Source organism: Mucilaginibacter gilvus (assembly GCF_004054195.1).
Lineage (GTDB): Bacteria > Bacteroidota > Bacteroidia > Sphingobacteriales > Sphingobacteriaceae > Mucilaginibacter > Mucilaginibacter gilvus.
This window is the reverse complement of the sequence record NZ_SBIW01000029.1, coordinates 1-21,519: the sequence shown is the minus strand read 5'-3', so window position 1 is coordinate 21,519 and position 21,519 is coordinate 1. Positions and strand designations below refer to the sequence as shown.

At 47.0% G+C, this 21,519-nt stretch carries 18 protein-coding genes and 1 pseudogene; 13 read left to right on the top strand and 6 right to left on the bottom strand.

The window, feature by feature from the left end; all coding sequences use genetic code 11:
* Position 1 precedes the first annotated feature (1 nt).
* From uvrC to porW, 3 genes are all read right to left on the bottom strand, one after another.
* Positions 2–1,825, bottom strand: coding sequence for an excinuclease ABC subunit UvrC (gene uvrC, locus EPL05_RS22595; RefSeq protein WP_128536261.1), 1,824 nt, complete (start codon positions 1,823–1,825; stop codon positions 2–4).
* An 87-nt stretch (positions 1,826–1,912) separates the two neighbouring features.
* Positions 1,913–4,180, bottom strand: coding sequence for a penicillin-binding protein 1A (locus tag EPL05_RS22590; RefSeq protein ID WP_128536260.1), 2,268 nt, complete (start codon positions 4,178–4,180; stop codon positions 1,913–1,915).
* A gap of 7 nt (positions 4,181–4,187) precedes the next feature.
* The gene (porW, locus tag EPL05_RS22585; RefSeq protein ID WP_128536259.1) at positions 4,188–7,136 is read right to left on the bottom strand and encodes a type IX secretion system periplasmic lipoprotein PorW/SprE; all 2,949 of its coding nucleotides are present in this window, start codon (positions 7,134–7,136) and stop codon (positions 4,188–4,190) included.
* A gap of 190 nt (positions 7,137–7,326) precedes the next feature.
* On the opposite strand from porW, the gene EPL05_RS22580 reads away from it, so the two are divergent.
* The 8 genes from EPL05_RS22580 (at position 7,327) to atpG (ending at position 13,105) form a co-directional block, all read left to right on the top strand.
* Positions 7,327–7,557 carry an AtpZ/AtpI family protein gene (locus EPL05_RS22580; protein WP_128536258.1) on the top strand — a complete coding sequence of 77 codons (231 nt, stop codon included), beginning with the start codon at positions 7,327–7,329 and terminating at the stop codon, positions 7,555–7,557.
* The gene (locus EPL05_RS22575) at positions 7,554–7,940 is read left to right on the top strand and encodes a hypothetical protein (protein ID WP_128536257.1); all 387 of its coding nucleotides are present in this window, start codon (positions 7,554–7,556) and stop codon (positions 7,938–7,940) included. The genes EPL05_RS22580 and EPL05_RS22575 overlap by 4 nt, the downstream gene beginning before the upstream one ends.
* Positions 7,941–7,972: 32 nt before the next feature.
* The gene (gene atpB, locus EPL05_RS22570) at positions 7,973–9,040 is read left to right on the top strand and encodes a F0F1 ATP synthase subunit A (RefSeq protein WP_243837360.1); all 1,068 of its coding nucleotides are present in this window, start codon (positions 7,973–7,975) and stop codon (positions 9,038–9,040) included.
* Between the two features lie 45 nt (positions 9,041–9,085).
* The gene (gene atpE, locus EPL05_RS22565) at positions 9,086–9,295 is read left to right on the top strand and encodes an ATP synthase F0 subunit C (RefSeq protein WP_128536255.1); all 210 of its coding nucleotides are present in this window, start codon (positions 9,086–9,088) and stop codon (positions 9,293–9,295) included.
* A gap of 96 nt (positions 9,296–9,391) precedes the next feature.
* Positions 9,392–9,886 (top strand): F0F1 ATP synthase subunit B, encoded by a 495-nt coding sequence (atpF, locus tag EPL05_RS22560; RefSeq protein ID WP_128536254.1) that lies wholly within the window; start codon positions 9,392–9,394, stop codon positions 9,884–9,886.
* Positions 9,887–9,959: 73 nt separating this feature from the next.
* The gene (gene atpH, locus EPL05_RS22555; RefSeq protein ID WP_128536253.1) at positions 9,960–10,508 is read left to right on the top strand and encodes an ATP synthase F1 subunit delta; all 549 of its coding nucleotides are present in this window, start codon (positions 9,960–9,962) and stop codon (positions 10,506–10,508) included.
* Positions 10,509–10,541: 33 nt separating this feature from the next.
* A complete protein-coding gene (gene atpA, locus EPL05_RS22550) occupies positions 10,542–12,116 on the top strand; it encodes a F0F1 ATP synthase subunit alpha (protein ID WP_128536252.1) in 1,575 nt (524 codons plus the stop codon).
* Between the two features lie 80 nt (positions 12,117–12,196).
* Positions 12,197–13,105 (top strand): ATP synthase F1 subunit gamma, encoded by a 909-nt coding sequence (gene atpG, locus EPL05_RS22545; RefSeq protein WP_128536251.1) that lies wholly within the window; start codon positions 12,197–12,199, stop codon positions 13,103–13,105.
* A gap of 203 nt (positions 13,106–13,308) precedes the next feature.
* Here atpG and EPL05_RS22540 read toward each other — a convergent pair whose 3' ends face one another.
* A complete protein-coding gene (locus tag EPL05_RS22540) occupies positions 13,309–13,980 on the bottom strand; it encodes a basic secretory protein-like protein (protein ID WP_128536250.1) in 672 nt (223 codons plus the stop codon).
* Positions 13,981–14,144: 164 nt separating this feature from the next.
* Between EPL05_RS22540 and EPL05_RS22535 the strand changes: the two genes are divergently transcribed.
* From EPL05_RS22535 to hutU, 3 genes are read left to right on the top strand one after another with little or no spacing between them, the layout of a single operon-like run.
* A complete protein-coding gene (locus EPL05_RS22535) occupies positions 14,145–14,648 on the top strand; it encodes a MarR family winged helix-turn-helix transcriptional regulator (RefSeq protein WP_128536249.1) in 504 nt (167 codons plus the stop codon).
* Positions 14,641–16,200: a histidine ammonia-lyase gene (gene hutH, locus EPL05_RS22530; RefSeq protein WP_128536248.1), complete on the top strand. Its 1,560-nt coding sequence runs from the start codon at positions 14,641–14,643 to the stop codon at positions 16,198–16,200. The genes EPL05_RS22535 and hutH overlap by 8 nt, the downstream gene beginning before the upstream one ends.
* Entirely contained in the window at positions 16,178–17,851 is a 1,674-nt protein-coding gene (gene hutU, locus EPL05_RS22525) for a urocanate hydratase (RefSeq protein ID WP_128536247.1), read from the top strand. The genes hutH and hutU overlap by 23 nt, the downstream gene beginning before the upstream one ends.
* 31 nt (positions 17,852–17,882) lie before the next feature.
* On the opposite strand, the gene EPL05_RS22520 is transcribed toward hutU, so the two are convergent.
* The gene (locus EPL05_RS22520; protein WP_128536246.1) at positions 17,883–18,092 is read right to left on the bottom strand and encodes a hypothetical protein; all 210 of its coding nucleotides are present in this window, start codon (positions 18,090–18,092) and stop codon (positions 17,883–17,885) included.
* Positions 18,093–18,247: 155 nt separating this feature from the next.
* Here EPL05_RS22520 and hutI point away from each other — a divergent pair, with 155 nt between their 5' ends.
* Both hutI and ftcD read left to right on the top strand, forming a co-directional pair.
* The gene (gene hutI / locus EPL05_RS22515) at positions 18,248–19,492 is read left to right on the top strand and encodes an imidazolonepropionase (RefSeq protein WP_128536245.1); all 1,245 of its coding nucleotides are present in this window, start codon (positions 18,248–18,250) and stop codon (positions 19,490–19,492) included.
* 42 nt (positions 19,493–19,534) lie between these two features.
* Positions 19,535–21,223, top strand: a complete 1,689-nt coding sequence (gene ftcD, locus EPL05_RS22510) for a glutamate formimidoyltransferase (protein WP_128536244.1) — start codon at positions 19,535–19,537, stop codon at positions 21,221–21,223.
* 162 nt (positions 21,224–21,385) lie between these two features.
* On the opposite strand, the pseudogene EPL05_RS24425 reads toward ftcD, so the two are convergent.
* Positions 21,386–21,519, bottom strand: a pseudogene (locus EPL05_RS24425) (PIG-L family deacetylase); the annotation flags it as partial.

Below are 21,519 nucleotides of genomic sequence, written 5' to 3'. Positions count from 1 at the left end.
ACTACTGCAATCCTGTTATGTCGCTTACGGCCGGGTTAAAATACTGGGTAATAGCTTTAGCCTGTTTAAGGTTTACCACTTCCTGTAAAACTGTTTCGCTGGCCTCGCGGATCTTCTTTACCGATTTAAAGTATTTAAGCAATTTTTCGGCAGTGGTTTTGCCGATGCCTTCTATCAATTCCAGTTCGGTGGCAAGGGTTCCTTTATCGCGTTTTTTACGGTGGAAAGTGATGCCGAAACGGTGAGCCTCATCACGCAACTGCTGGATGATCTTCAGGGTTTCAGAGCGCTTATCCAGATACATGGGGTATTGATCGCCGGGATAATAAAGCTCTTCCAACCGTTTAGCAATACCGATAACGGTAACCTGCTTCTCTATACCCAGGAGTTTTAAGCTTTTCATGGCCGATGATAGCTGCCCTTTACCGCCATCAATGATGATGAGTTGAGGTAGTTCGGTGCCCTCATCCAAAAGCCGGCGGTAACGCCTGTGTACAGCCTCCTCCATCGTAGCGAAATCATCGGGCCCAACTACCGTTTTTACGTTAAAGTGGCGGTAATCCTTCTTAAATGGCTTCCCATCCCTAAACACCACAATGGCCGATACCGGGTACTTTCCCTGGAAATTGGAGTTATCAAAACATTCGATGTGGCGCGGCTGCTGATTCATGCGCAGCTCTTTCATCATCAGTTCCATTAACCTATCGGTGCGTACATCGGGGTTCAGTTTCTCGTACTGATCTATCTTTTCCTTTTTAAAGAACATCACATTCTTTTGGGAGAGATCCAGCAGCTTCCGCTTTTCGCCCAGCTTAGGTACTGTGAATTTAATTTTAGAATCCTCTACATCAATATCAAACGGAACGATAATTTCTTTGGAATCGCTTTCGTACCGCGTTCTAAACTCGGTGATGGCAATGGTGAGCAACTCCTCATCCGTTTCATCTAACCGCTTTTTCAGCTCGATGGTTTGGGTTTGCGTGATGGTGCCGTTCATTACCTTGAGGTAGTTTACAAAGGCATATTTCTCTTCGGACGCGATGCTGAACACATCCACATCGGTAATGGATGAATTTACAACGGTAGATTTGCTCTGGTAGTTCTCCAGCAGTTCCGATTTCCGTTTCAGGCGGTGGGCCTGTTCAAAGTTCAATTCGCTAACCGCCCTCTCCAAATCCGTTTTTAAGTTGCGGACAACCGCACCTATCTTGCCACTCAGGATATCCTTGATCTCGTTGATACTGTTATCGTAATCCGTTTCCGACTGGTAATCCTGGCAAGGGCCTTTACAGTTGCCCAGCTGGTATTCCAGGCAAACCTTAAACTTCCCCTTCTCAATATTTTCGCGGGTGAGGTTAAGGCTGCAGGTACGCAGAGGGTAAGTTTCTTTTATCAGCCCCAGGATAGTGTGCATCATGCTAACCGAAGCGTAAGGGCCAAGGTATTTGGAGCCATCGCGGATGATGCGGCGTGTCCAGTAAATACGGGGATAGTTTTCGTTTTTGATGATGATCCAGGGGTAGGTTTTATCATCTTTCAACATCACGTTATAGCGGGGCTGATGCTTTTTGATCATGCTATTCTCCAGCAGCCAGGCATCCACCTCGGTATCAACAATGGTAAAAGTTATCTTGCGTATTTTGGATACCAATACCCGTGTTTTGGCATTTATCTGCGTATCCTTATTAAAGTACGAGCCTACCCGGTTACGCAGATCCTTAGCTTTACCAATATATATCAGTTCGTCTGTTACGTCCCAATATTGATAAACACCCGGTTTGTGCGGTATGTTTTTTAAAGCTTCGCGGTGATCAAATTTGTCCATTAGCCCCCTAACTCCCTAAAGGGGGAATTCTTTTCTTTTTGTCCATTAGCCTTCCCTTTAATTTCCCCCTTCAGGGGGCGGAGGGGGCTAAAAATCTAATTTCTTCTCCACCTCGTTGGTTCCTTTTTGTTGCTGGCTGTAGGCACCGCAATCGAGGGTGATGGTTACACCACTTTTTGGCGGCACAAAGTCTACATTTGTTTTAATGCCGAGCTTACTATTGGCGTAAACCCTTTTCATATAGCCCGCAAAAATGGGAAGTGCTGTGTTAGCTCCCTCGCCAAGGCGGGTACTACGGAAATGGATATCGCGGTCTTCGCAGCCCGTCCATATACCGGTAACCAGCTGTGGGGTTATGCCTATAAACCAGCCATCAGAGTTGTCTTGTGTGGTACCTGTTTTGCCACCTATAGGGTTCATTACGTGATAATCCCTTCTTAAGCGGTAACCGGTCCCTTCGTCTATAACACCTTTAAGCATATAGGTCATTACATACGCGGTTTGCGGATTAAGGGCCTGTACTACCTTTGGCGTGTTGTTATATAATACGTTCCCGTTTTTGTCCTCTATACGTAGCAGAAAGGTAGGTTCGGTCCAAACACCCTCGTTGGCGAAGGCCGAGTAAGCGCCCGTCATATCAAAAACAGATGCATCGAATGTGCCAAGGCAAATAGAAGGATACGGAGGAACGTTGCTGGTGATGCCCATTTTCTTGATCAGTTCTGCTACCGGGATTGGTTTTACCTCGTTCATTACATAAGCCGTAACCCAGTTTTGGGATCGCGCTAAAGCGGTACGCAGTGTTATAACACCCGGAACGGTTTCGGAAGGAGAAGAACGCGGCGACCAATCAGCACCGTAACCGGTAATGGTGATGGGCTCGTTAGCTACCTGCATACAAGGCGAAAAACCATCTTCAATGGCAACGGCATAGGTAAAGGGCTTAGCCGTTGAACCCACCTGGCGCGTGCCGGTTTTCACCTGGTCGTATTTAAAATGTTCGAAGTTGGTGCCACCAACCCATGCTTTAATGTAACCTGTGGTAGGGTCCATACTCATTAAAGCGTTGCGCAGCATCATTTTGCAATACACAATGCTATCGATAGGTTTCATCACAGTATCAATATCGCCATGCCAGGTAAAAATGTTCATTTTAGCGGGCGTGGCAAAATCAGTTTTTATCTCTTCGTCAGTTTTATTCTGCAGTTTCAGGCTAGCGTACCTGTCTGACCGGCGCATCCCTTTATCCAGCAGGCTTTTAAAGGTTGGAATAGCTTTATAGAGGCTCAACCCTTTCCAGTGCGAATTGAACTGTGCCTGTAGCTTGCGCATATATTCCTTTTGGGCATCTTCCGCATACTGCTGCATAGTAGCATCAATAGTGGTATAAATTTTTAGCCCGTCGCGGTCGAGGTCGTAGGTAGTAATGCCATCGGGTTTAAAGATAGCTTTATCCACCAGGATTTTTTGGATCTCTTTTTTCAACACCGCCCTAAAGTAGGTGGCCATACCCTCGTTGTGGTCGGTAACTTTAAATATCAGTCCAAGCGGTTTTTGTTTAAACTCCTCGGTTTGGCCCTCGCTGAGGTAGCCTTCTTCGCCCATGCGGCGCAGCACAAAGTTGCGGCGGTTTAAGGCGTTATCGGGGTGGTTAATGGGGCTGTAAATGCCGGGGCCGTTTATCATCCCCATTAAAAGCGCGGCCTGGTCTGGCGTAAGCTTATCTGGTGTGGTATTAAAATAGGTGCGCGATGCCGAACTGATACCGTAGGTGTTATAAGCACCAAAATCTACCGTGTTGAGATAAAGTGTTAAGATCTCTTCTTTTGTGTAGTTGCGTTCCAACTTTACGGCGGTAATCCATTCCTTTAATTTTTGAATAATACGAACGAATGGGTTATGCGTTTTTTCGGTAAATAAGTTTTTGGCCAGTTGCTGCGTAATAGTACTGCCGCCCTGTTTTTTGCCGATTAGGTTGTACAATACGATTGTAAAAGAGCGCTGAAAATCGATGCCCGAATGTTCGTAAAAGCGGGCGTCTTCGGTGGCAACCAATGCATTAATTACATTGGGCGATAATTGCCTGTAGGTAACGCTGGTGCGGTTTTTTACATAATAGTTGCCAAGAACCTGGTTATCTGACGAAATCACCTGCGACGCCTGGTCGCTTTTTGGGTTTTCCAACTCGCGGAAAGATGGCAGCGTGCCGAACACCTGGAAAGCGATCAGCAAGATCATGATCACAAAAAAGGAAAAGCCAGCAATTATAAAACGCCATATATACCAATTGTAACGCCTGATATCCTGTGTGGTGAGCTTGTTTTTATTATTGCGGTTATTGTTGTTGACGATCATGACTGGCCTAATAGTTTTGCTGATAGTACTCGATATAGCTATCTAATGTTTTTCCGTCGGCTAATTTATCCAGATTTTCCTTCGTAATGATAAAAAAGCTGTATTTATCCTTGGGTGCCTTTATAATATCGGGTAGTAAAGGCACTATGCGGCGGGCGTAATCCTTTACATTTTCGAGGTTAAGAAAGCGCCCAACATATATCAATTGGTTATCTGCACCGGCATTTTTTAAGTTGTGATTAATGGGGCTGCCCTGGTATTGCACGCGGTTAAACTGCCCTATACCAAAACGTGAAGAGGCCAAATTAGTTGTACCCGAATTTACCGCTACTACAAAATAATAGTTGCTGCTATCGCGAAGGTTAAATATGGATGGCTTTTTAACCATCGGCGGCGTAACCACGGCTACGGGTGCCTGCACGGGAGGTGCGGCCTGTGTAACTTCGGGCTGTGTTTGCGTTACCGGCTCAGGTTTAGTTTGCACCACTTCCGGCTCTTTTACGGGTTGCTGCGCAACCACCGGCGGTGTTGTCTCCTGCTGTTTAGCGAGTGCTGGTAATGGTTGCTTAGTTACTGCGGGTACAGGCTTTTTCTCAGGTTTGCGTACATCCGGCACAATAACAATAGGGCCGCCGGTGTAAGGCACACGGTATTCGGTTTGTTGCTGGTATACTATAGGTATGCTGAACGTACCATCGGCTATATCCCTGTCGGTTATTACAATGCTGCGTGCTGCCAAGTCGGTTTGGTTCACATCAATATAAGTGAGGTGCTGTTTTACCAGTGGAGTGATCAACTGGTCATCGGGATATTTGGCAATTATTTGTTGCAGGTCTGCTTTAAACGGATCAAGTTTTTCCTGGTGCCCCCCGGCAAATGCTTTCAGATATTCCAATTGCGACGCGTACTTATTATTTGGATAGGTTTTTAGCAAGCCATCAGCAGAGGAGATCACCGGCGGATATTTTTTAGCTGCATACAGGTCATACACCTGATTGTACAAGGCGCTGAAACCAGTGTCCTCGTCATTCAAGCGTTTACCATAGTCGGGGTCGAGGATGGTTTTGGCGAAAGCCGTTTCAGGATACTCTTTCAGTACCAGGGCTTTATATTTTTCAGATAAGGCAACATTACTTTCGCTATACAATCGGTACAGGTTATAATAAATAGCGGCCTTATTATCGTTGTTAGGGAAGAGCGACAATACCGTTTCGTAAGCGGCTGCGGCTTCCTTTTTATCGTCCAGCACATCCCGGTAAAAATTGGCGATAGCCAGGTAGGCATCGTACCGGCGCGCGTTTGATTGCAACATCAGCGGTGCAGTGAGCGGGAGGTTTTGGATCAGGTCCTGCTTAAAGCTATTGGCATCTACTTTGCTGGGGTTGCGGTGCAGCGAATCTGGCAGCGCGTTATCATCTACGTTTTTCGCTGTGTTTAAGGTATTGGTGGTTAGGTCGGAACCAGAGCGGTTGCTTCGGCGCCAGTTATCCTCCAGTTTGCGGTTACCCCAAACACGCTTAAAGTCGCTAAAGCCCTGGCTTACCGCGTTGGTATTATAAAAATAAAAGTTACCGCCATTCGGTACACTTGCAACCGGTGACGGCGTATCGCCAAAAGGATCGTCAATTGCATCCGGCGAGCCGATATTAACGGCGGCGGCAGCCTGCTTTTTTATTTCCTGGCGTTTGGCCATTATGTCAAGGCGCTTTGCGCGACTCGGCTCATCCAGGGCGGCCAGCATTTGCAGCGTATCTTCGCGGGCTATTACTTTCAAATTATCTGTTAGTAACTGCAGGTTCTCCGCTTTCTTTTGTATGGTAATGTACCCCGGGTAATTTCGGGACAGCGCGGTAAGTGTACTATCGTAATAGGTTTTAGCGAGTGTGTAGTCTGCCTTGTTTTTAAAGTAGATATCCGCCAGGCGCAGGTAGGAAAGCCCCTTTTGGTTTTGGTTCACCGTGCTGTAATTGGCAGAGCGTTTATAGCTTTTAATAGCATCATCGATATTATTATCGGCATATTGCAACTGGGCTATCTGGTAGTAAACCTGGTCGGTAAATTCTGCGTTGTTTTGGTTTTTTAATAAAGCGCGTAACCGCGCGAGGCGGCTTATATTCACACCATTCTGAGTGTCTTCAATGCGGATGCGGTTCAGGTCGGCGTTAAAGGCCATATCAAAAGTTACGTTGCTTTTTGCAACGCGGGCGTAGCTTATCACGGCATCAGTGGGTTTGCCGTTAAGTTCCTGCAACTGGCCCAGTATAAAGGTCCAGCGCATCCGCTGCAGGTTGCTGCCGCCGTATTTTATAGCCTCTTTAGCCATCGCTTCCGCATCCGTATATTCACCAGTATTAATGTCGTACTGCAATTTGGCAGCGTAAACATCGGCTGTGATGCTTTTTTTAGGGTTGATGTTTTGTATGGCGCTATCTATGATCTGCTTTGCTTCAGCATCTTTATGCAAGAACAGCAAGGCGCGGCCCTTCCAAACCAGGGCTTCCTGTTTTATTTCGGTTTGCTTGGGCAGGCCGGTAAGCACTACGTAGTTAAAGTACTCTACCGCGTCGAAATAATTTGCGGCCAAATAATTGGCTTTTCCCAGTACCAGGTAGGCATCGGGGATATAATGGCTTTGTTCTTTTACGGCTATGATGGTATTAGCCTTTGCTTTGGCAGCTTCCAGGTCCTTATCCGGCGCGGCACCGGCGGCAGCGGTATCCTGGTAAACCGAAAGCAGTTCGCTGTAATTATCTACAAATCCGGCAGCGTAACCTTCTTCTTTCTCCTTCAGGATCTCTTTCGCGTTGAACAGGATGTTATAGTGTGCAGTTAAGTTTTGCAGCCCGCGGTTTAGCGCGCTCTTTTTTTCGAGCGAGCAGCCAGCTATAAGGAGTACAAGTACAAACAGGGCGGGTTTGAATTGCTTTTGCAGGAATAGGTTAGAATTGCGCCTCAAAATGGTATAATTATAGGTAGATTTTATAATAGTTGTATCAAATGGCCTTTAGCAGCACCGGTTTAAATAGCTACGCGCTGTTCATAATTACAAATAATGCAACAACATATATTTTATATACAAAGCAGGTATTATAAAAAGCATCGCTAATTTACTAAATAGTATGCAATAGGATTAATAAATTTGCGCCATGGCCGAAAATGAACCAAACGACATAAAGGAAGGCGCTAAGGAAGCAAGTTCTTATGTTAAATACACTGGGCTGGCGTTCCAGATGATCGTTATAATTGGCGTGTTTACCTTTGCTGGTTATAAAATAGACGAAAGCACCGGCCACCCAACCAAATGGGTAACCGCTGTACTATCGCTTGCCGGGGTATTTATTGCATTATTCTTAGTTATCAGATCCGTAAAAAAATGAAGACAAAAACCGCGATCATCGCATTTTTAATATTTGCAATATTGTTGGCTGCGCCACCCGTAGCCTTAATATTCTCCGGCCATTCCAATTTATTGGTGCCACATTTTTGGCTAATGTTTGCTTTTATAACCGGCCTTACTTTTTTAGTAATGGTGGCCATAATTATCACCAAACAAGTGAACCCCGAAAACTACGCCCAGACTTTTTTGGCCACTACCGTTTTTAAATTGCTGGCCTGCCTGGCATTTTTAGTGGTTTTTATCATGAAAATTAAGGTAGATAAGCCAGTTTTTGTGGGCAATTTCTTTTACCTATATTTCTTAAATACTGCCTTTGAAGTTTACGTGTTATTGCGTAACTTGCGCAACCAAAATTTGAAGTAGAAAAGTTTATTTTGATGTATAATAGCTCGATTTTGAAAATAAAAATATTTACACTTTTACGAATTTGTGCCGTTTTTTTAACGCTAACCACATTTTCAATACCGGCTTTTTCCCAGGAAGAGCATGCTGAAGGCACTGAAAAGCCATTTGAACCGAGCGAAGTTATTTTAGAGCACATTGCCGACTCTCACTCGCTGCATGTTTGGGACGCGATCTCTATTCCGCTTCCGGTTATACTGTATACTGATAAGGGCCTTGAGGTTTTTTCATCATCGCACTTTGAACACGGCCATGCAGACTATACCGGTAAATATTATACCTATAGGCTGGTAAGCGATAAGGTAAATATTGTTGGCGAAAATAATACACTGGCAGAAAGCGCTACTGTAGCAAAATGGAATAGCAGCCTGATAGATCTGTCCATCACCCGCAACGTAGTTAGTATGTGGATGGGGATACTTTTCCTGCTCGTTATATTTTTTAGCGTTGCATCCGCGTATAAAAAACGTGCAGGCAAGGCCCCTAAGGGTTTGCAATCTGTTATGGAGCCGTTAATCCTGTTTGTACGTGATGATATTGCCCGCCCGAACATCGGCTATAAATATCAGCGTTACATGCCATTGTTGTTAACCGTGTTCTTTTTCATTTGGGTAAACAACCTGATAGGTTTAATTCCTTTCTTCCCGTTTGGTGCAAACCTTACCGGTAATATCGCGGTAACACTGGTGCTTTCGGTTATCACTTTAATAATAGTTAACGTAAAGGGTAACAAACATTACTGGGCACACATTTTCATCCCGGCCGATGTGCCTGTTTGGATCTGGCCATTATGGTGGGTTATCGAACTTGTTGGTATCATATCAAAGCCTTTCGCGTTGATGATACGTTTGTTTGCCAACATTACCGCAGGGCACATTATTGTGCTGAGTTTAATATCGCTGATATTTGTGTTCAAGTCGCTTTATATAGCGCCTGTTTCTGTTGCTTTCGTGATTTTTATGGATGTATTGGAATTGCTGGTAGCAGCATTACAAGCGTTCATCTTCACACTGCTTACTGCCCTGTTTATCGGCAGTGCAATTGAAGAGCATCACCACTAATTTTGTAAATAATTAATACTATATATTCACTTTAAATTTAAAACAATGTTTGGAAGTATCGCTGCACTTGGTGCAGGTTTATCAGTAATCGGAGCAGGTATCGGTATCGGACAGATCGGTGGTAAAGCCGTAGAAGGTATCGCTCGCCAGCCGGAAGCTGCTTCAAAGATCCAAACTGCCATGATCATCGCTGCTGCCCTTGTAGAGGGTGCTGCTTTGTTCGGTGTGGTTGTATCTTTCCTGGGCTTGAGATAATCAACCCCCGCAAGGAAAATCTTTAACCGTAGCCTGTTGCGATTGGCCGCAGCTACGGTTATTTAAAATTGAAATTTTAACATTTTATATATAAAAATGAATCCATTAGTAACCCCGGAAATTGGCCTTATAGTTTGGACCACAGTATCCTTAGCTATACTGTTTATCTTACTTGGTAAATTTGCATGGAAGCCTATTATGGGCGCTCTTGACGAACGCGAACGCTTTATTGAGGATTCGCTTTCTAAAGCCGAAGCCGCTAAAGACGAAATGGCCCGTTTAACAAACGAGAATGATGTCCTTTTGAAACAAGCGCGTATAGAGCGTGATGCTATCCTGTCTGAAGCTAAAAAAGTAAAAGACCAGATCATCAGCGAAGCTAAAGATGCTGCACACAAAGAAGGCGCGCGCCAGATTGAGCTTGCCCGTATAGAAATTAACAACCAAAAAGCTATTGCAATGGCCGACGTTAAAAACCAGGTTGCAACTTTATCGTTGGAGATTGCCGAGAAGGTATTGCGCAAGCAATTTGAAGACAGCAGCAAACAGGATGCATTGGTTGCAGAACTGTTAAAAGAAGTGAAATTATAGTAGTAATAAGTTTTGAGTTACGGGTACTGAGTTCAACTCATTACTTACCACTCAACACTCACAACTAAAAGATATGTCAGAAGTAACAGTAGCATTAAGGTACGCAAAAGCATTGATCGACTTAGCCGCAGAGCAGAAAGCTGTTGAAGCGGTTAAAGACGATATGGAGCTGTTCCTGAAAACCGTAAAGGCAAACCCGGAGTTGGGCGCTGTTTTAGCTAATCCTATCATCTCGCACAGCAAAAAGGTTAATATATTGGCCGATGTGTTTGGTACTAAGGTAGGCAAGGTAACTATCGCGTTTTTAAACATTATGGTAAATAAAGGCCGTGGCGAAGTGTTATACACTACCGCTAATGAATTTATTGGCTTATACGATGTGAAGCACCATATTACCAATGCCAGGGTAACAACTGCAGCTCCACTATCCGCAGCTAACAAGCAAAAGATGCTTGCCGATGTACAGGCGGCAATTGGCGGTACTGTTAAGTTAACCGATAAGGTTGACCCAAAACTAATTGGCGGCTTTGTGCTTACAGTTGGCGACAGGCAGGTAGATACCAGCATAGCCACAAGCTTAAAGAAATTGAAAAAGGATTTTGCACAAGCTGCAACTAAATAATATTAAATTAAAACTCTAAAATAAATTCGAAAAATGGTAGAGGTAAGACCAGACGAAGTATCAGCAATTTTGCGTCAGCAATTAGCGGGCTTCAAGTCAGAATCTGAATTAGAAGAAGTGGGTACCGTACTCCAGGTGGGTGATGGTATTGCACGTGTTTACGGACTAACTAAAGTACAATCAGGTGAGCTGGTTGAATTTGATAATGGTTTACAAGGTATCGTTTTGAACCTTGAAGAAGATAACGTGGGTGTGGTATTGTTGGGCCGTTCTGACGATATCAAAGAAGGCGACAACGTAAAACGTACCAATCGTATTGCATCTATCAACGTAGGTGAAGGTATGCTTGGCCGTGTGGTTGATACTTTAGGTACCCCAATTGATGGTAAAGGACCAATACTTGGCCAAACGTATGAAATGCCTTTGGAGCGTAAAGCGCCGGGTGTTATTTATCGCCAGCCGGTAACCGAGCCTTTGCAAACAGGTATCAAAGCTATCGACGCGATGATCCCTATCGGCCGTGGCCAGCGTGAGTTGGTTATTGGTGACCGCCAAACAGGTAAAACTGCGGTTTGTATCGATACCATCATCAACCAAAAAGAGTTTTATGATGCCGGCCAGCCGGTAACTTGTATATATGTAGCTTGTGGCCAAAAAGCCTCTACCGTTGCAAACATTGTACGCACATTGGAAGAGAACGGCGCTATGCCATACTCTATCATCGTTGCCGCAAACGCTTCGGATTCTGCTACCATGCAGTTCTTTGCTCCATTTGCGGGTGCTGCAATTGGCGAGTACTTCCGCGATACTGGTCGCCCTGCGTTGATCATCTATGATGACCTTTCTAAGCAAGCAGTAGCTTACCGCGAAGTATCATTATTACTACGTCGCCCACCGGGCCGTGAGGCTTACCCTGGTGACGTATTTTATCTGCACAGCCGTTTATTAGAGCGTGCTGCAAAGGTGAACAGCAATGATAACATCGCACAGCAAATGAACGATCTGCCAGAGTCTATCAGGCACATTGTAAAAGGCGGCGGTTCGTTAACAGCATTACCAATTATCGAAACACAGGCAGGTGACGTATCAGCATACATCCCAACCAACGTAATCTCGATTACCGATGGTCAGATCTTTTTGGAGTCGAACTTGTTCTTAGCTGGTATCCGTCCCGCAATTAACGTAGGTATCTCGGTATCTCGTGTGGGTGGTAACGCGCAGATCAAATCCATGAAGAAAGTAGCTGGTACTTTGAAACTCGACCAGGCTCAATACCGCGAGTTGGAAGCTTTCTCTAAATTCGGTTCGGACTTAGATGCTTCTACCAAAAACGTAATTGACAAAGGTGCACGTAACGTGGAGATATTAAAGCAAGGCCAGTACTCACCGGTAACGGTTGAAAAACAGGTTGCTATTATCTACCTGGGCACTAAAAACCTGATGCGTAACGTACCGGTTAACAAGATCCGTGAGTTTGAAGCAGAATACACCAGCCAGTTAGAGCAACGCCACCCTGAAGTGTTGGCCGCCCTTAAAGCAGGTAAATTCGATGACCAACTAACCGGCGTACTGGAAACAGTTGCTAAAGAGCTGGCAGGTAAATATTAATTTAGTTTTGAGTAAGGGGTTTTAAGTTTTGAGTTCAAAACTCAGTACTTATAACTCATAACTCACCACTCAAAAAAAGAATGGCTAATTTAAAAGAAGTAAGAAACAGGATATCGTCGGTAAGCTCTACGCAGCAGATCACCAAGGCCATGAAAATGGTTTCGGCGGCCAAGCTGAAAAGAGCGACCAATGCTATTGTACAATTACGCCCGTACGCTAATAAGTTGAAAGACCTGTTGGCAAACCTATCGGCAAGTTTGGAGGATGGCGCGTCGCCATACCTGCAGGAGCGCGAGCCGGTACGTGTATTGGTTGTAGTTGTATCATCAAACCGTGGTTTAGCGGGCGCGTTCAACGCCAACGTTATTAAAACGGCCAATAACCTGATAGCAGAAAAATACAGCGAGCAGCTTAGGGCGGGCAATGTGTCTATCGTATCTATCGGTAAAAAAAGCCAGGAATATTATCAGCGCCGTAAGTACAATGTTATTGGCAACAATAACGACTTGTACCTGGATCTGAACTTCATCAATGCTTCAAAAATTACCGAAGCGATGATGCAAGGCTTTATCAATGGCGATTACGACCGTGTAGAACTGGTGTACAACCATTTCCGTAACGCGGCTATCCAGTTCCAGGTAGCGGAGCAGTTATTGCCGGTACCGAAACCAGAAGCTAAGCCAAAGGAAGAAAAACTAAAAACTAAGGATGGTGCAATTGAAGCACAGGTTGATTACATATTGGAGCCTTCGCAGGAAGAAATTGTAGAGCAGCTGATCCCTAAGAACATTAAGATCCAGTTATACCGCGCGGTATTAGATTCAAACGCATCTGAGCACGGTGCACGTATGACAGCGATGGACAAAGCAACCGAAAACGCCGGTGACCTGTTGAAAGCTCTTAAACTTTCATACAATCAGGCCCGCCAGGCAGCCATCACTACCGAGCTTACCGAGATCGTGAGCGGTGCAGCAGCACTGGGCGGTTGATAACAAAATTGTCAGTCTGAGCTTGTCGAAGACATAAACAGAAAAGGCTTTCCATTTGGAAAGCCTTTTCTGTTATATACACAACTCCCTCCCAAGGGGAGGGGTGCAGTGGTAATGAGCGCAAAGGCGGGGAGGGGTTAGCAAACATGCAATATTCGCAACGCAATTCAAAAGCTCCCCCTTCAGGGGGTTGGGGGGCTCGCCTATGTGTTTGGATTTTCCGAATATTCCTTCCACAACTCATCCACCGATTTCCCGGTAACATCTTTCCAGGTGTTATCGTTGTAGGTATGCTTGCGCATAATGCCATCCAGTTTTTTTACGCTGCCTTTGTTAACCTTAGTTTCTACCCACACCAAAAAGCGGGCGGTTACACGGTAGGCGTTGTCATAGTTTTGGGTTGATTTGTAGGCCGGAAGCTTCCAGTTGGCAGCCTCGTTGGCAACACCGTGTTCGTTGCGAACGTAATCGGCAATGCCTTCGGTCAGCCAGCCGGGGCCGCTGCTGTCGCCATAATCCTGAACAATGTGCATTACCTCATGAGTAACCACATCGATATCGTTCGGGTGCTTAGTCATGTAAGCAGGGCTGAACACCACGCGGCCATTACCTGTAGCGGCAACGCCGTGGTAGGCGGTATCAATGAAAAAGTTCACCGTTTTCAGGCTCTTTTTGTTGTATTCTTTTACAATTTTAGGGTACACGGTAAAAAAGGTGCTGATGAGCTTTTCTTTGATGGCATTATCAAAATGCTCGTCGTTACCGGATATGATGAGGGTGTAGCCATTCTTTTTTATGGTGTCGATAGCGCCGGCATGAGCAACACGGCAAAACAAGCCGAGGAATAGTATAGATAGTAATGTTAGTTTTTTCATGGGCCTAAAATACTTATTTGTGTATCATCTGTTAATAAAAACACGAATGTTACAGCCCCAATGTTTCTGCTTTGCAAATCAAAAAGCTCCCCCTTCAGGGGGCTGGGGGCTCGCCTATTTAAAATAACATTTGCATTTATATAAGTACTTATATAAATTGCATCATGAATTTGTACCAAAGCTTAGGTTACCTTGTTTTAGGCAGTCGCCTCCGGCGGATGAGCGAGACTTTCTTAGCCGAAATAAACCGTATTTACCAAAACGAAGGCATCGAGTTTGAAGCAAGTTGGTTCCCGGTGTTTTATTTATTGTCGAAGAACGAGTCGCTTTCCATCAAAGAACTCAGCGAGCAAACCGAGGTGTCGCACCCGGCGGCAAGCCAGCTGATCACTAATCTTAAGAATAAAAATATTGTGGAAACGTCGGTTTGTACCGATGACGGCCGGAGGCAGCTGGTACAATTCACCCAAAAAGGGAAAGCTATCCTTGATCAGATCTTGCCCATTTGGGAAGCTATTAACACCAGCATGATGGACCTTGCCGAAAGCGATGCCGCCGCCACGCAGCTGCTGCCCGCTATTGCTGCCATGGAGAACGTGTTTCGCTCGGCAAACCTGGCGGATACCATTAGTAAGAAGTTGAACCCAAAACCCGCTACCGATGAATAGTTTTAATTATGGAGTGGAGCACCTGTCCATAGGCAAGGTGATTGATATTGCTTCGGGCAAACTCAAAGGGACCATCAATAAGGAAGCGGCGGAAGGGATCCATAGATCATGGAGAGAAGTAGAGAAGATAGTTCATGCGCAAAAGCCGGTCTACGGAATTAATACCGGCTTTGGTCCGCTGTGCGATACCAGCATCTCCGAAAAAGATACCAGCCTGCTGCAAAGCAATATCCTCAAAAGCCATAGCGTTGGCGTGGGCAAACCCATTCCGCAGGAGACAGCCAAACTGATGCTCATCACCAAAGTACAAGCGCTGGCGCAGGGCTATTCGGGCATCTCCCCAAAAACTCTGGAGCGGGTGATCTGGCATATCGATAACGATGTAATACCCGTGGTGCCCGAAAAAGGTTCGGTAGGCGCATCCGGCGACCTCGCCCCGTTGGCGCATTTATTTTTGCCACTTATAGGTTTGGGCGAAGTTTTTGCTGGCAATGAAAAGCAGCCTGCCGGGCAAGTATTGAAAGAACATAATTTACAAGCGCTGATATTAGGCCCAAAGGAAGGCCTCGCGCTTATCAACGGCACGCAGTTTATACTGGCATTTGCCATAAAAGCGGTGGAGCGGTTAAACAACGCCCTAAATGTAGCCGATCTGATCGGTGCGATGTCCCTGGAAGGGTTGATGGGCTCCTCGCGCCCCTTTGATGCCCGGCTACATGCCATTCGCCCTTATAAGGGCACCAAATATGTCGCGCAACGCTTAGCGTCCCTGTTGAATGGCTCGGCTATCAACGGCGCCCATATCAATTGTAACCGCGTGCAGGATCCATATTCAATCCGCTGCATGCCGCAGGTGCATGGCGCATCGCGTAACGCCTGGCTGCATTTAAAGGAATTGACGGAGATAGAACTTAACTCAGTTACCGATAACCCGGTTGTTTTTAGTGCCGAAAATACCATCAGCGGCGGTAATTTCCACGGGCAACCGCTGGCCTTGCCGCTGGATTATGCTACCGTAGCCGCAGCTGAATTAGGCAATATTGCCGACCGCCGCTGCTACCTCATGAGCGAAGGCCGTTACGGCCTTCCAAAACTTTTAACCAACGGCGCGGGGCTAAACTCGGGCCTCATGATACCGCAATACACCACAGCGGCACTCGTTACCGAAAATAAGACATTTTGTTTCCCGGCCAGTGCCGATAGCGTACCTACATCGCTGGGGCAGGAAGACCATGTGTCCATGGGCTCCATCAGCGGGCGTAAGCTGCACATGGTATTGGATAATTTGGAGTACATTCAGGCGATCGAACTGCTTTATGCTTCGCAAGCCTTAGATTTTCGCAGGCCGCTTTTATCCACCCCGGTTATTGAGGCTTGCCATCAGTTGGTGCGTAAACAGGTACCTTTTATTGATGAAGATAGGATCTTCTCGGAAGACATTAACCAACTGCACCAATTAATTACAAGTGGCGAATTTGAGGCGATTGCCAAAGAAGCCGCCAAACAACATCACATCAATTTAAACAACGATGACGAGTTCGGAATTTATTAAAACCTACGCAAGCCACCCGGTTTACAAAGCGCCGGTTGGGAATACTTTGCACGCTAAAAGCTGGCAAACGGAAGCGCCCCTGCGCATGTTGCTCAATAACCTGGATGGGCAGGTCGCCGAAAACCCGGATGAACTGGTGGTTTACGGCGGAATTGGTCAGGCTGCCCGCAACCCCGAATCGTTACGAAAAATTATAGAATTGCTGCTTGAACTGGACGAGGAGCATTCCTTGCTGGTACAATCGGGCAAGCCGGTGGGCATTATCCGCAGTCACCCGCAGGCGCCGCGCGTATTGATAGCCAACAGCAATTTGGTGCCTGCCTGGGCAACCTGGGAACATTTTAATAAACTCCGAGCCGAGGGGCTGATGATGTACGGGCAAATGACCGCCGGCAGCTGGATCTACATTGGTACGCAGGGCATTTTGCAGGGCACTTACGAAACCTTTGTGGAAGCAGGCCGCCAGCATTTCGGTGGCAACCTGACAGGGAAACTCATTGTTAGCGCCGGCATCGGCGGCATGGGCGGTGCACAGCCACTGGCCGCAACCATGGCAGGCGCGGTATTTTTAGGTGCCGATGTAGATGCAACACGCATCCAAAAACGTATCGATAGCAAATACATCGATAGGTTAACACATTCTTACGAGGAGGCCATCGCTTGGGTAAAAGACGCCATGGCAAAAGGCGAAACACTTTCTGTTGGCCTGGTAAGCGATGCCGGCGATATGCTGCAACGCCTGATTGCCGACGGCATTGTGCCCGATATGCTTACCGATCAAACCTCGGCACACGATCCATTGAACGGCTATATCCCCAACGGCTTACGCCTGGATGAAGCGCTCGACCTGCGGAAAGCAGATGCGGAGCAATACAAACGACTCTCGCTAAAAAGTATGGCCCGCCACGTTGGTTTTATGCTGGAGCTGCAAAAACAAGGTGCCATCACCTTTGATTATGGCAACAATCTGCGCGAATTTGCCCGACAGGGTGGCGAGCCGGATGCCTTTAATTTCCCGGGATTCACGCCTGCCTTTATTCGCCCGCTGTTTTGCGAGGGAAAAGGACCGTTTAGGTGGGTGGCATTATCCGGCGACCCGGAAGATATTTATATAACCGACAGGGCGCTGATAGAGGCTTTTCCCGAAAATAAGCCGCTCATCAACTGGCTGGAGAAAGCGCAAAAGCAGATAGCTTTTCAAGGCCTGCCCGCCCGCATTTGCTGGCTGGGCATGGGCGAACGCGAAAAAGCCGGCTTGATATTGAACGAACTGGTAGCCAGCGGAAAAGTAAAAGCACCGATAGTGATCGGTCGTGACCATTTGGATTGCGGGTCGGTAGCATCGCCAAACCGCGAGACGGAATCGATGAAGGATGGCTCGGATGCGGTGTCCGATTGGCCGCTACTCAACCTGATGGCCAACACCTCGGGCGGGGCAACCTGGGTGTCGTTCCATCACGGTGGCGGCGTGGGTATGGGCTATTCGCAGCATGCCGGCATGGTAGTAGTGGCCGATGGCACCGAGTGTGCCGCCACCTGCCTCAAACGCGTATTGCATAACGACCCTGCGATGGGCATCTTCCGCCATACCGATGCCGGATATGATAAAGCCAGCGAGTGGGCGGACAGGTTTGGGTTGAAGGTGTGGTAGATTAGTTAAAAATAAGTCCGTCATGCCGAATTTATTTCGGCACCCCACGGGACAGGTAAGTGGCTTGCATGGTAGCGACTAAGCAGATGGGGCGCTGAAACAAGTTCAGCATGACGTGGTGGGAATGCTGAGCGGTAATTGCGTTAGGGATTGCAGCGGGTACCGGCCAAAAGCGTAAGGCCTGCAGGCGTATGAGCGGAAAGCCCGGGCCGCAGGCAACGTCCCAGAAATAATCCGTCATGCCGAATTTATTTCGGCACCCCACAGGACAGGTGGGCGGTTTGCATGGTAGCGACTAAGCAGATGGGGTGCTGAAACAAGTTCAGCATGACGGGGTGGTTATGTACCAACATAGCGATGGGTTTCAAACCCATCGCTATTGAACAATAAACAAAAATGAAAAAACTAATAGGCCCTTTTACGCAAATTCTTCCTTTACCAAGCCTCTCGCTAAAAGGAGTATTGAGGGATGAGCAATTGCACATCATTCCCAACGGTGGCGTACTGACAGAGAATGAACTGATATTGGCGGTTGGTGATTTTGAGGAATTAAGAAAGGCGAACCCAAAGGCCGAAATAGAAGAAATTACAGGCAGCCAAGTGTTAATGCCCGGCTTTATAGATTGCCATACGCATATCTGTTTCGGCGGGAAACGTGCGAAGGATTACGCTATGCGGATAGCCGGTAAAACCTATTTGGAAATTGCCCAAAGCGGCGGCGGCATTTGGGATACGGTTACGCAAACCCGGGCGGCTGATGAAGCGATGCTTACGGAGTTGCTTGTACAACGGGCAAACCGGCATTTGGCGGAAGGCGTTACCACCATAGAAGTAAAAAGCGGGTATGGATTGAGTTTGGCGGAAGAACTAAAACAACTGCGGGCGATTAAAGCGGCAGCTGCTAAAACTAAAGCTAAAATGGTATCCACCTGCCTGGCCGCGCACATGGTGCCAAAGGATTTTAATGGATCGCAACGCGAATATTTGGAATATGTGCTGCATGAATTGCTGCCGGTAGTAAGAGAGGAAAACCTTGCCGCAAGGGTGGATATATTTATTGAACAAAGTGCCTTTGACGCGGAGAACGCATTGTTTTACCTGGATAAAGCAAAGCAAATGGGTTTTGAGATTACGGTGCATGCAGATCAGTTCACGACGGGCGGAAGTAAGGTTGCTGTTGAAGTAGGGGCATTATCAGCAGATCATTTGGAAGCGAGTGGCGCGGCCGAAATAGAATTATTAGCGGAGTCAAATACGGTCGCGGTTACTTTGCCCGGCGCGTCGTTGGGGTTGGGAATGCCTTACGCGCCTGCCCGCAAATTGCTGGATGCCGGTGCTTGCCTCGCTATAGCCAGCGACTGGAACCCCGGCTCGGCACCTATGGGCGACCTGCTGATGCAGGCAGCAGTAATGAGCGCATCCGAAAAATTAACCACTGCGGAAGTATTTGCCGGGCTAACTTACCGTGCCGCCGCCGCACTAAAAATAACAAACCGTGGTATATTAGCACCGGGAATGCTTGCCGATATGCAGGCCTACCCATGTGCCGACTACCACGAAATACTATATTACCAGGGGAAAATGAAGCCGGGAAAAGTGTGGACCGCAGATTTTAATGATTTTGGGATTTCGCAGATTTAACTAACCACGCAAATACCAATGAACCAATGAACAACTGAACCAATGAACCAACTAATTGAATGCGTACCCAATTTTAGCCAGGGTGTAAACCTGGCTATCATCAAACAAATTACCGACGAGGTGGAAACGGTGGAAGGCGTACGCCTGCTGAACGTTGACCCGGGCAAGGCCACGAACCGTACGGTGGTGACTTTTGTGGGTGAACCATCTGCGGTGATAGAGGCTGCTTTTTTGGCGATAAAAAAGGCCGGGGAACTGATAGATATGAGCAAGCATAAGGGCGAACACCCCAGGATGGGCGCAACAGATGTTTGTCCGCTGATACCCATTGCTAATATTACGATGGAAGAGACGGCGGAGTACGCCCGGCAGCTGGCCAAAAGGGTGGGGGAAGAATTGCAGATCCCTGTTTATTTATATGAGTATGCGCAGCCGGATAAAAGCCGCAGCAACCTGTCTATCATTCGTGCGGGCGAGTACGAAGGATTTTTTAAGAAGATAAAAATACCGCAATGGAAGCCTGATTTTGGGCCCGCGGAAAATGACATGAAACGGGGTGCCACGGTGATAGGCGCGCGTGAGTTTTTGATAGCTTATAACGTGAACCTGAACACCACGAGCACCCGCAGGGCAAACGCTATTGCGTTTGATGTACGCGAGGCAGGCCGCGCGCTGCGTAATGGCGACCCGGTGACGGGTAAAGTTATTATGGATGAAAACGGCAAACCAAAGAGCATCCCGGGTTCGTTGAAAAGTGTAAAGGCAATAGGCTGGTACATTGAGGAGTACGGCGTGGCGCAGATCTCCATGAACCTTACCAATATTGAAGTTACGCCGATCCACATCGCTTTTGATGAGGTTTGTAAGAAAGCCGATGAGCGGGGTATCCGGGTAACAGGCAGTGAATTGGTGGGCTTGATGCCGCTGAAAGCGATGCTGGATGCGGGTAAATATTTTCTGCGGAAGCAACAGCGCTCGGTAGGGCTGAGCGAAGCGGAACTAATCAAGATCGCTATAAAATCGATGCGGCTGGATGAACTGGGGTCGTTTAACCCAAGGGAACGCATAATAGAATACCTGTTGCAGGATACTGCGGCGAGCAAATTAATAGGTAAGACTTTAACCGCCTTTGCCGACGAAACTGCGAGCGAGAGCCCCGCGCCGGGCGGTGGTTCTATTTCGGCTTATATGGGCGCTTTGGGTGCGTCGCTGGCTACTATGGTGGCTAACTTATCATCGCACAAAAAAGGTTGGGATAGCCGATGGGAAGAGTTTAGCAACTGGGCAGAAAAGGGCCAAGCCTATAAAGATGAACTACTAAGATTAGTAGACCTGGATACCGCAGCCTTCAATAAAATTATGGAGGCGTTTAGCTTGTCTAAAGCTACTGACGACGAAAAGGCGTCGCGCGATAAAGCGATACAGGATGCTACCAAATACGCAATTGAAGTGCCGTTTAAGGTGATGCAGATATCTTACGAGAGCCTGACGCTGATAAAAGCGATGGTAGAAGTTGGTAACCCCAATTCGGTTACCGATGGAGGGGTGGCGGCCTTGTGCGCACGCTCGGCAGTGATCGGGGCTTTCATGAATGTGAAAATAAATGCCACGGGGTATAAGGATAAGATTTTTGTGGATGATATTTTAAAGCAGGGCGAGAACTTGGAGCAACAAGCAATTGCTGCGGAAGCGGAGATAATTGGGTTGGTGAATGGGAAGATAGGGCTGTAGAGACGCGATACTTCGCGTCTGACACCATGCATAACTTCATGCAATGATAATCTACAGGGAGACGCAAAGCATTGCGTCTCTACAAGAAAAACGGTTAAACAAAAAAGAGGCGCAATTGCTCGCGCCTCTTCGGAGATATAGAGAGATTTAGTTGATTGTATTTTAGTAGTGGTATCTCACAAACGCCTCCATAGCCGCATACTCCGCCATACCCAGTTTATCGTAGCAAACGGCAGTTTCGCGGTTGCGGTCCTCGGCACGTACCCAAAACTCGCGGGCATCATCACCGGGGAATA

Coding starts and splice junctions, on each gene's coding strand:
- atpA (WP_128536252.1), top strand. CDS start 10,542: ATGGTAGAGGTAAGACCAGACGAAGTATCAGCAATTTTGCGTCAGCAA.
- hutH (WP_128536248.1), top strand. CDS start 14,641: ATGAATAGTTTTAATTATGGAGTGGAGCACCTGTCCATAGGCAAGGTG.
- hutI (WP_128536245.1), top strand. CDS start 18,248: ATGAAAAAACTAATAGGCCCTTTTACGCAAATTCTTCCTTTACCAAGC.
- EPL05_RS22540 (WP_128536250.1), bottom strand. CDS start 13,980: ATGAAAAAACTAACATTACTATCTATACTATTCCTCGGCTTGTTTTGC.
- EPL05_RS22535 (WP_128536249.1), top strand. CDS start 14,145: ATGAATTTGTACCAAAGCTTAGGTTACCTTGTTTTAGGCAGTCGCCTC.
- atpE (WP_128536255.1), top strand. CDS start 9,086: ATGTTTGGAAGTATCGCTGCACTTGGTGCAGGTTTATCAGTAATCGGA.
- hutU (WP_128536247.1), top strand. CDS start 16,178: ATGACGAGTTCGGAATTTATTAAAACCTACGCAAGCCACCCGGTTTAC.
- uvrC (WP_128536261.1), bottom strand. CDS start 1,825: ATGGACAAATTTGATCACCGCGAAGCTTTAAAAAACATACCGCACAAA.
- EPL05_RS22520 (WP_128536246.1), bottom strand. CDS start 18,092: ATGACGGATTATTTCTGGGACGTTGCCTGCGGCCCGGGCTTTCCGCTC.
- atpF (WP_128536254.1), top strand. CDS start 9,392: ATGAATCCATTAGTAACCCCGGAAATTGGCCTTATAGTTTGGACCACA.
- EPL05_RS22590 (WP_128536260.1), bottom strand. CDS start 4,180: ATGATCGTCAACAACAATAACCGCAATAATAAAAACAAGCTCACCACA.
- atpG (WP_128536251.1), top strand. CDS start 12,197: ATGGCTAATTTAAAAGAAGTAAGAAACAGGATATCGTCGGTAAGCTCT.
- atpH (WP_128536253.1), top strand. CDS start 9,960: ATGTCAGAAGTAACAGTAGCATTAAGGTACGCAAAAGCATTGATCGAC.
- ftcD (WP_128536244.1), top strand. CDS start 19,535: ATGAACCAACTAATTGAATGCGTACCCAATTTTAGCCAGGGTGTAAAC.
- EPL05_RS22575 (WP_128536257.1), top strand. CDS start 7,554: ATGAAGACAAAAACCGCGATCATCGCATTTTTAATATTTGCAATATTG.
- EPL05_RS22580 (WP_128536258.1), top strand. CDS start 7,327: ATGGCCGAAAATGAACCAAACGACATAAAGGAAGGCGCTAAGGAAGCA.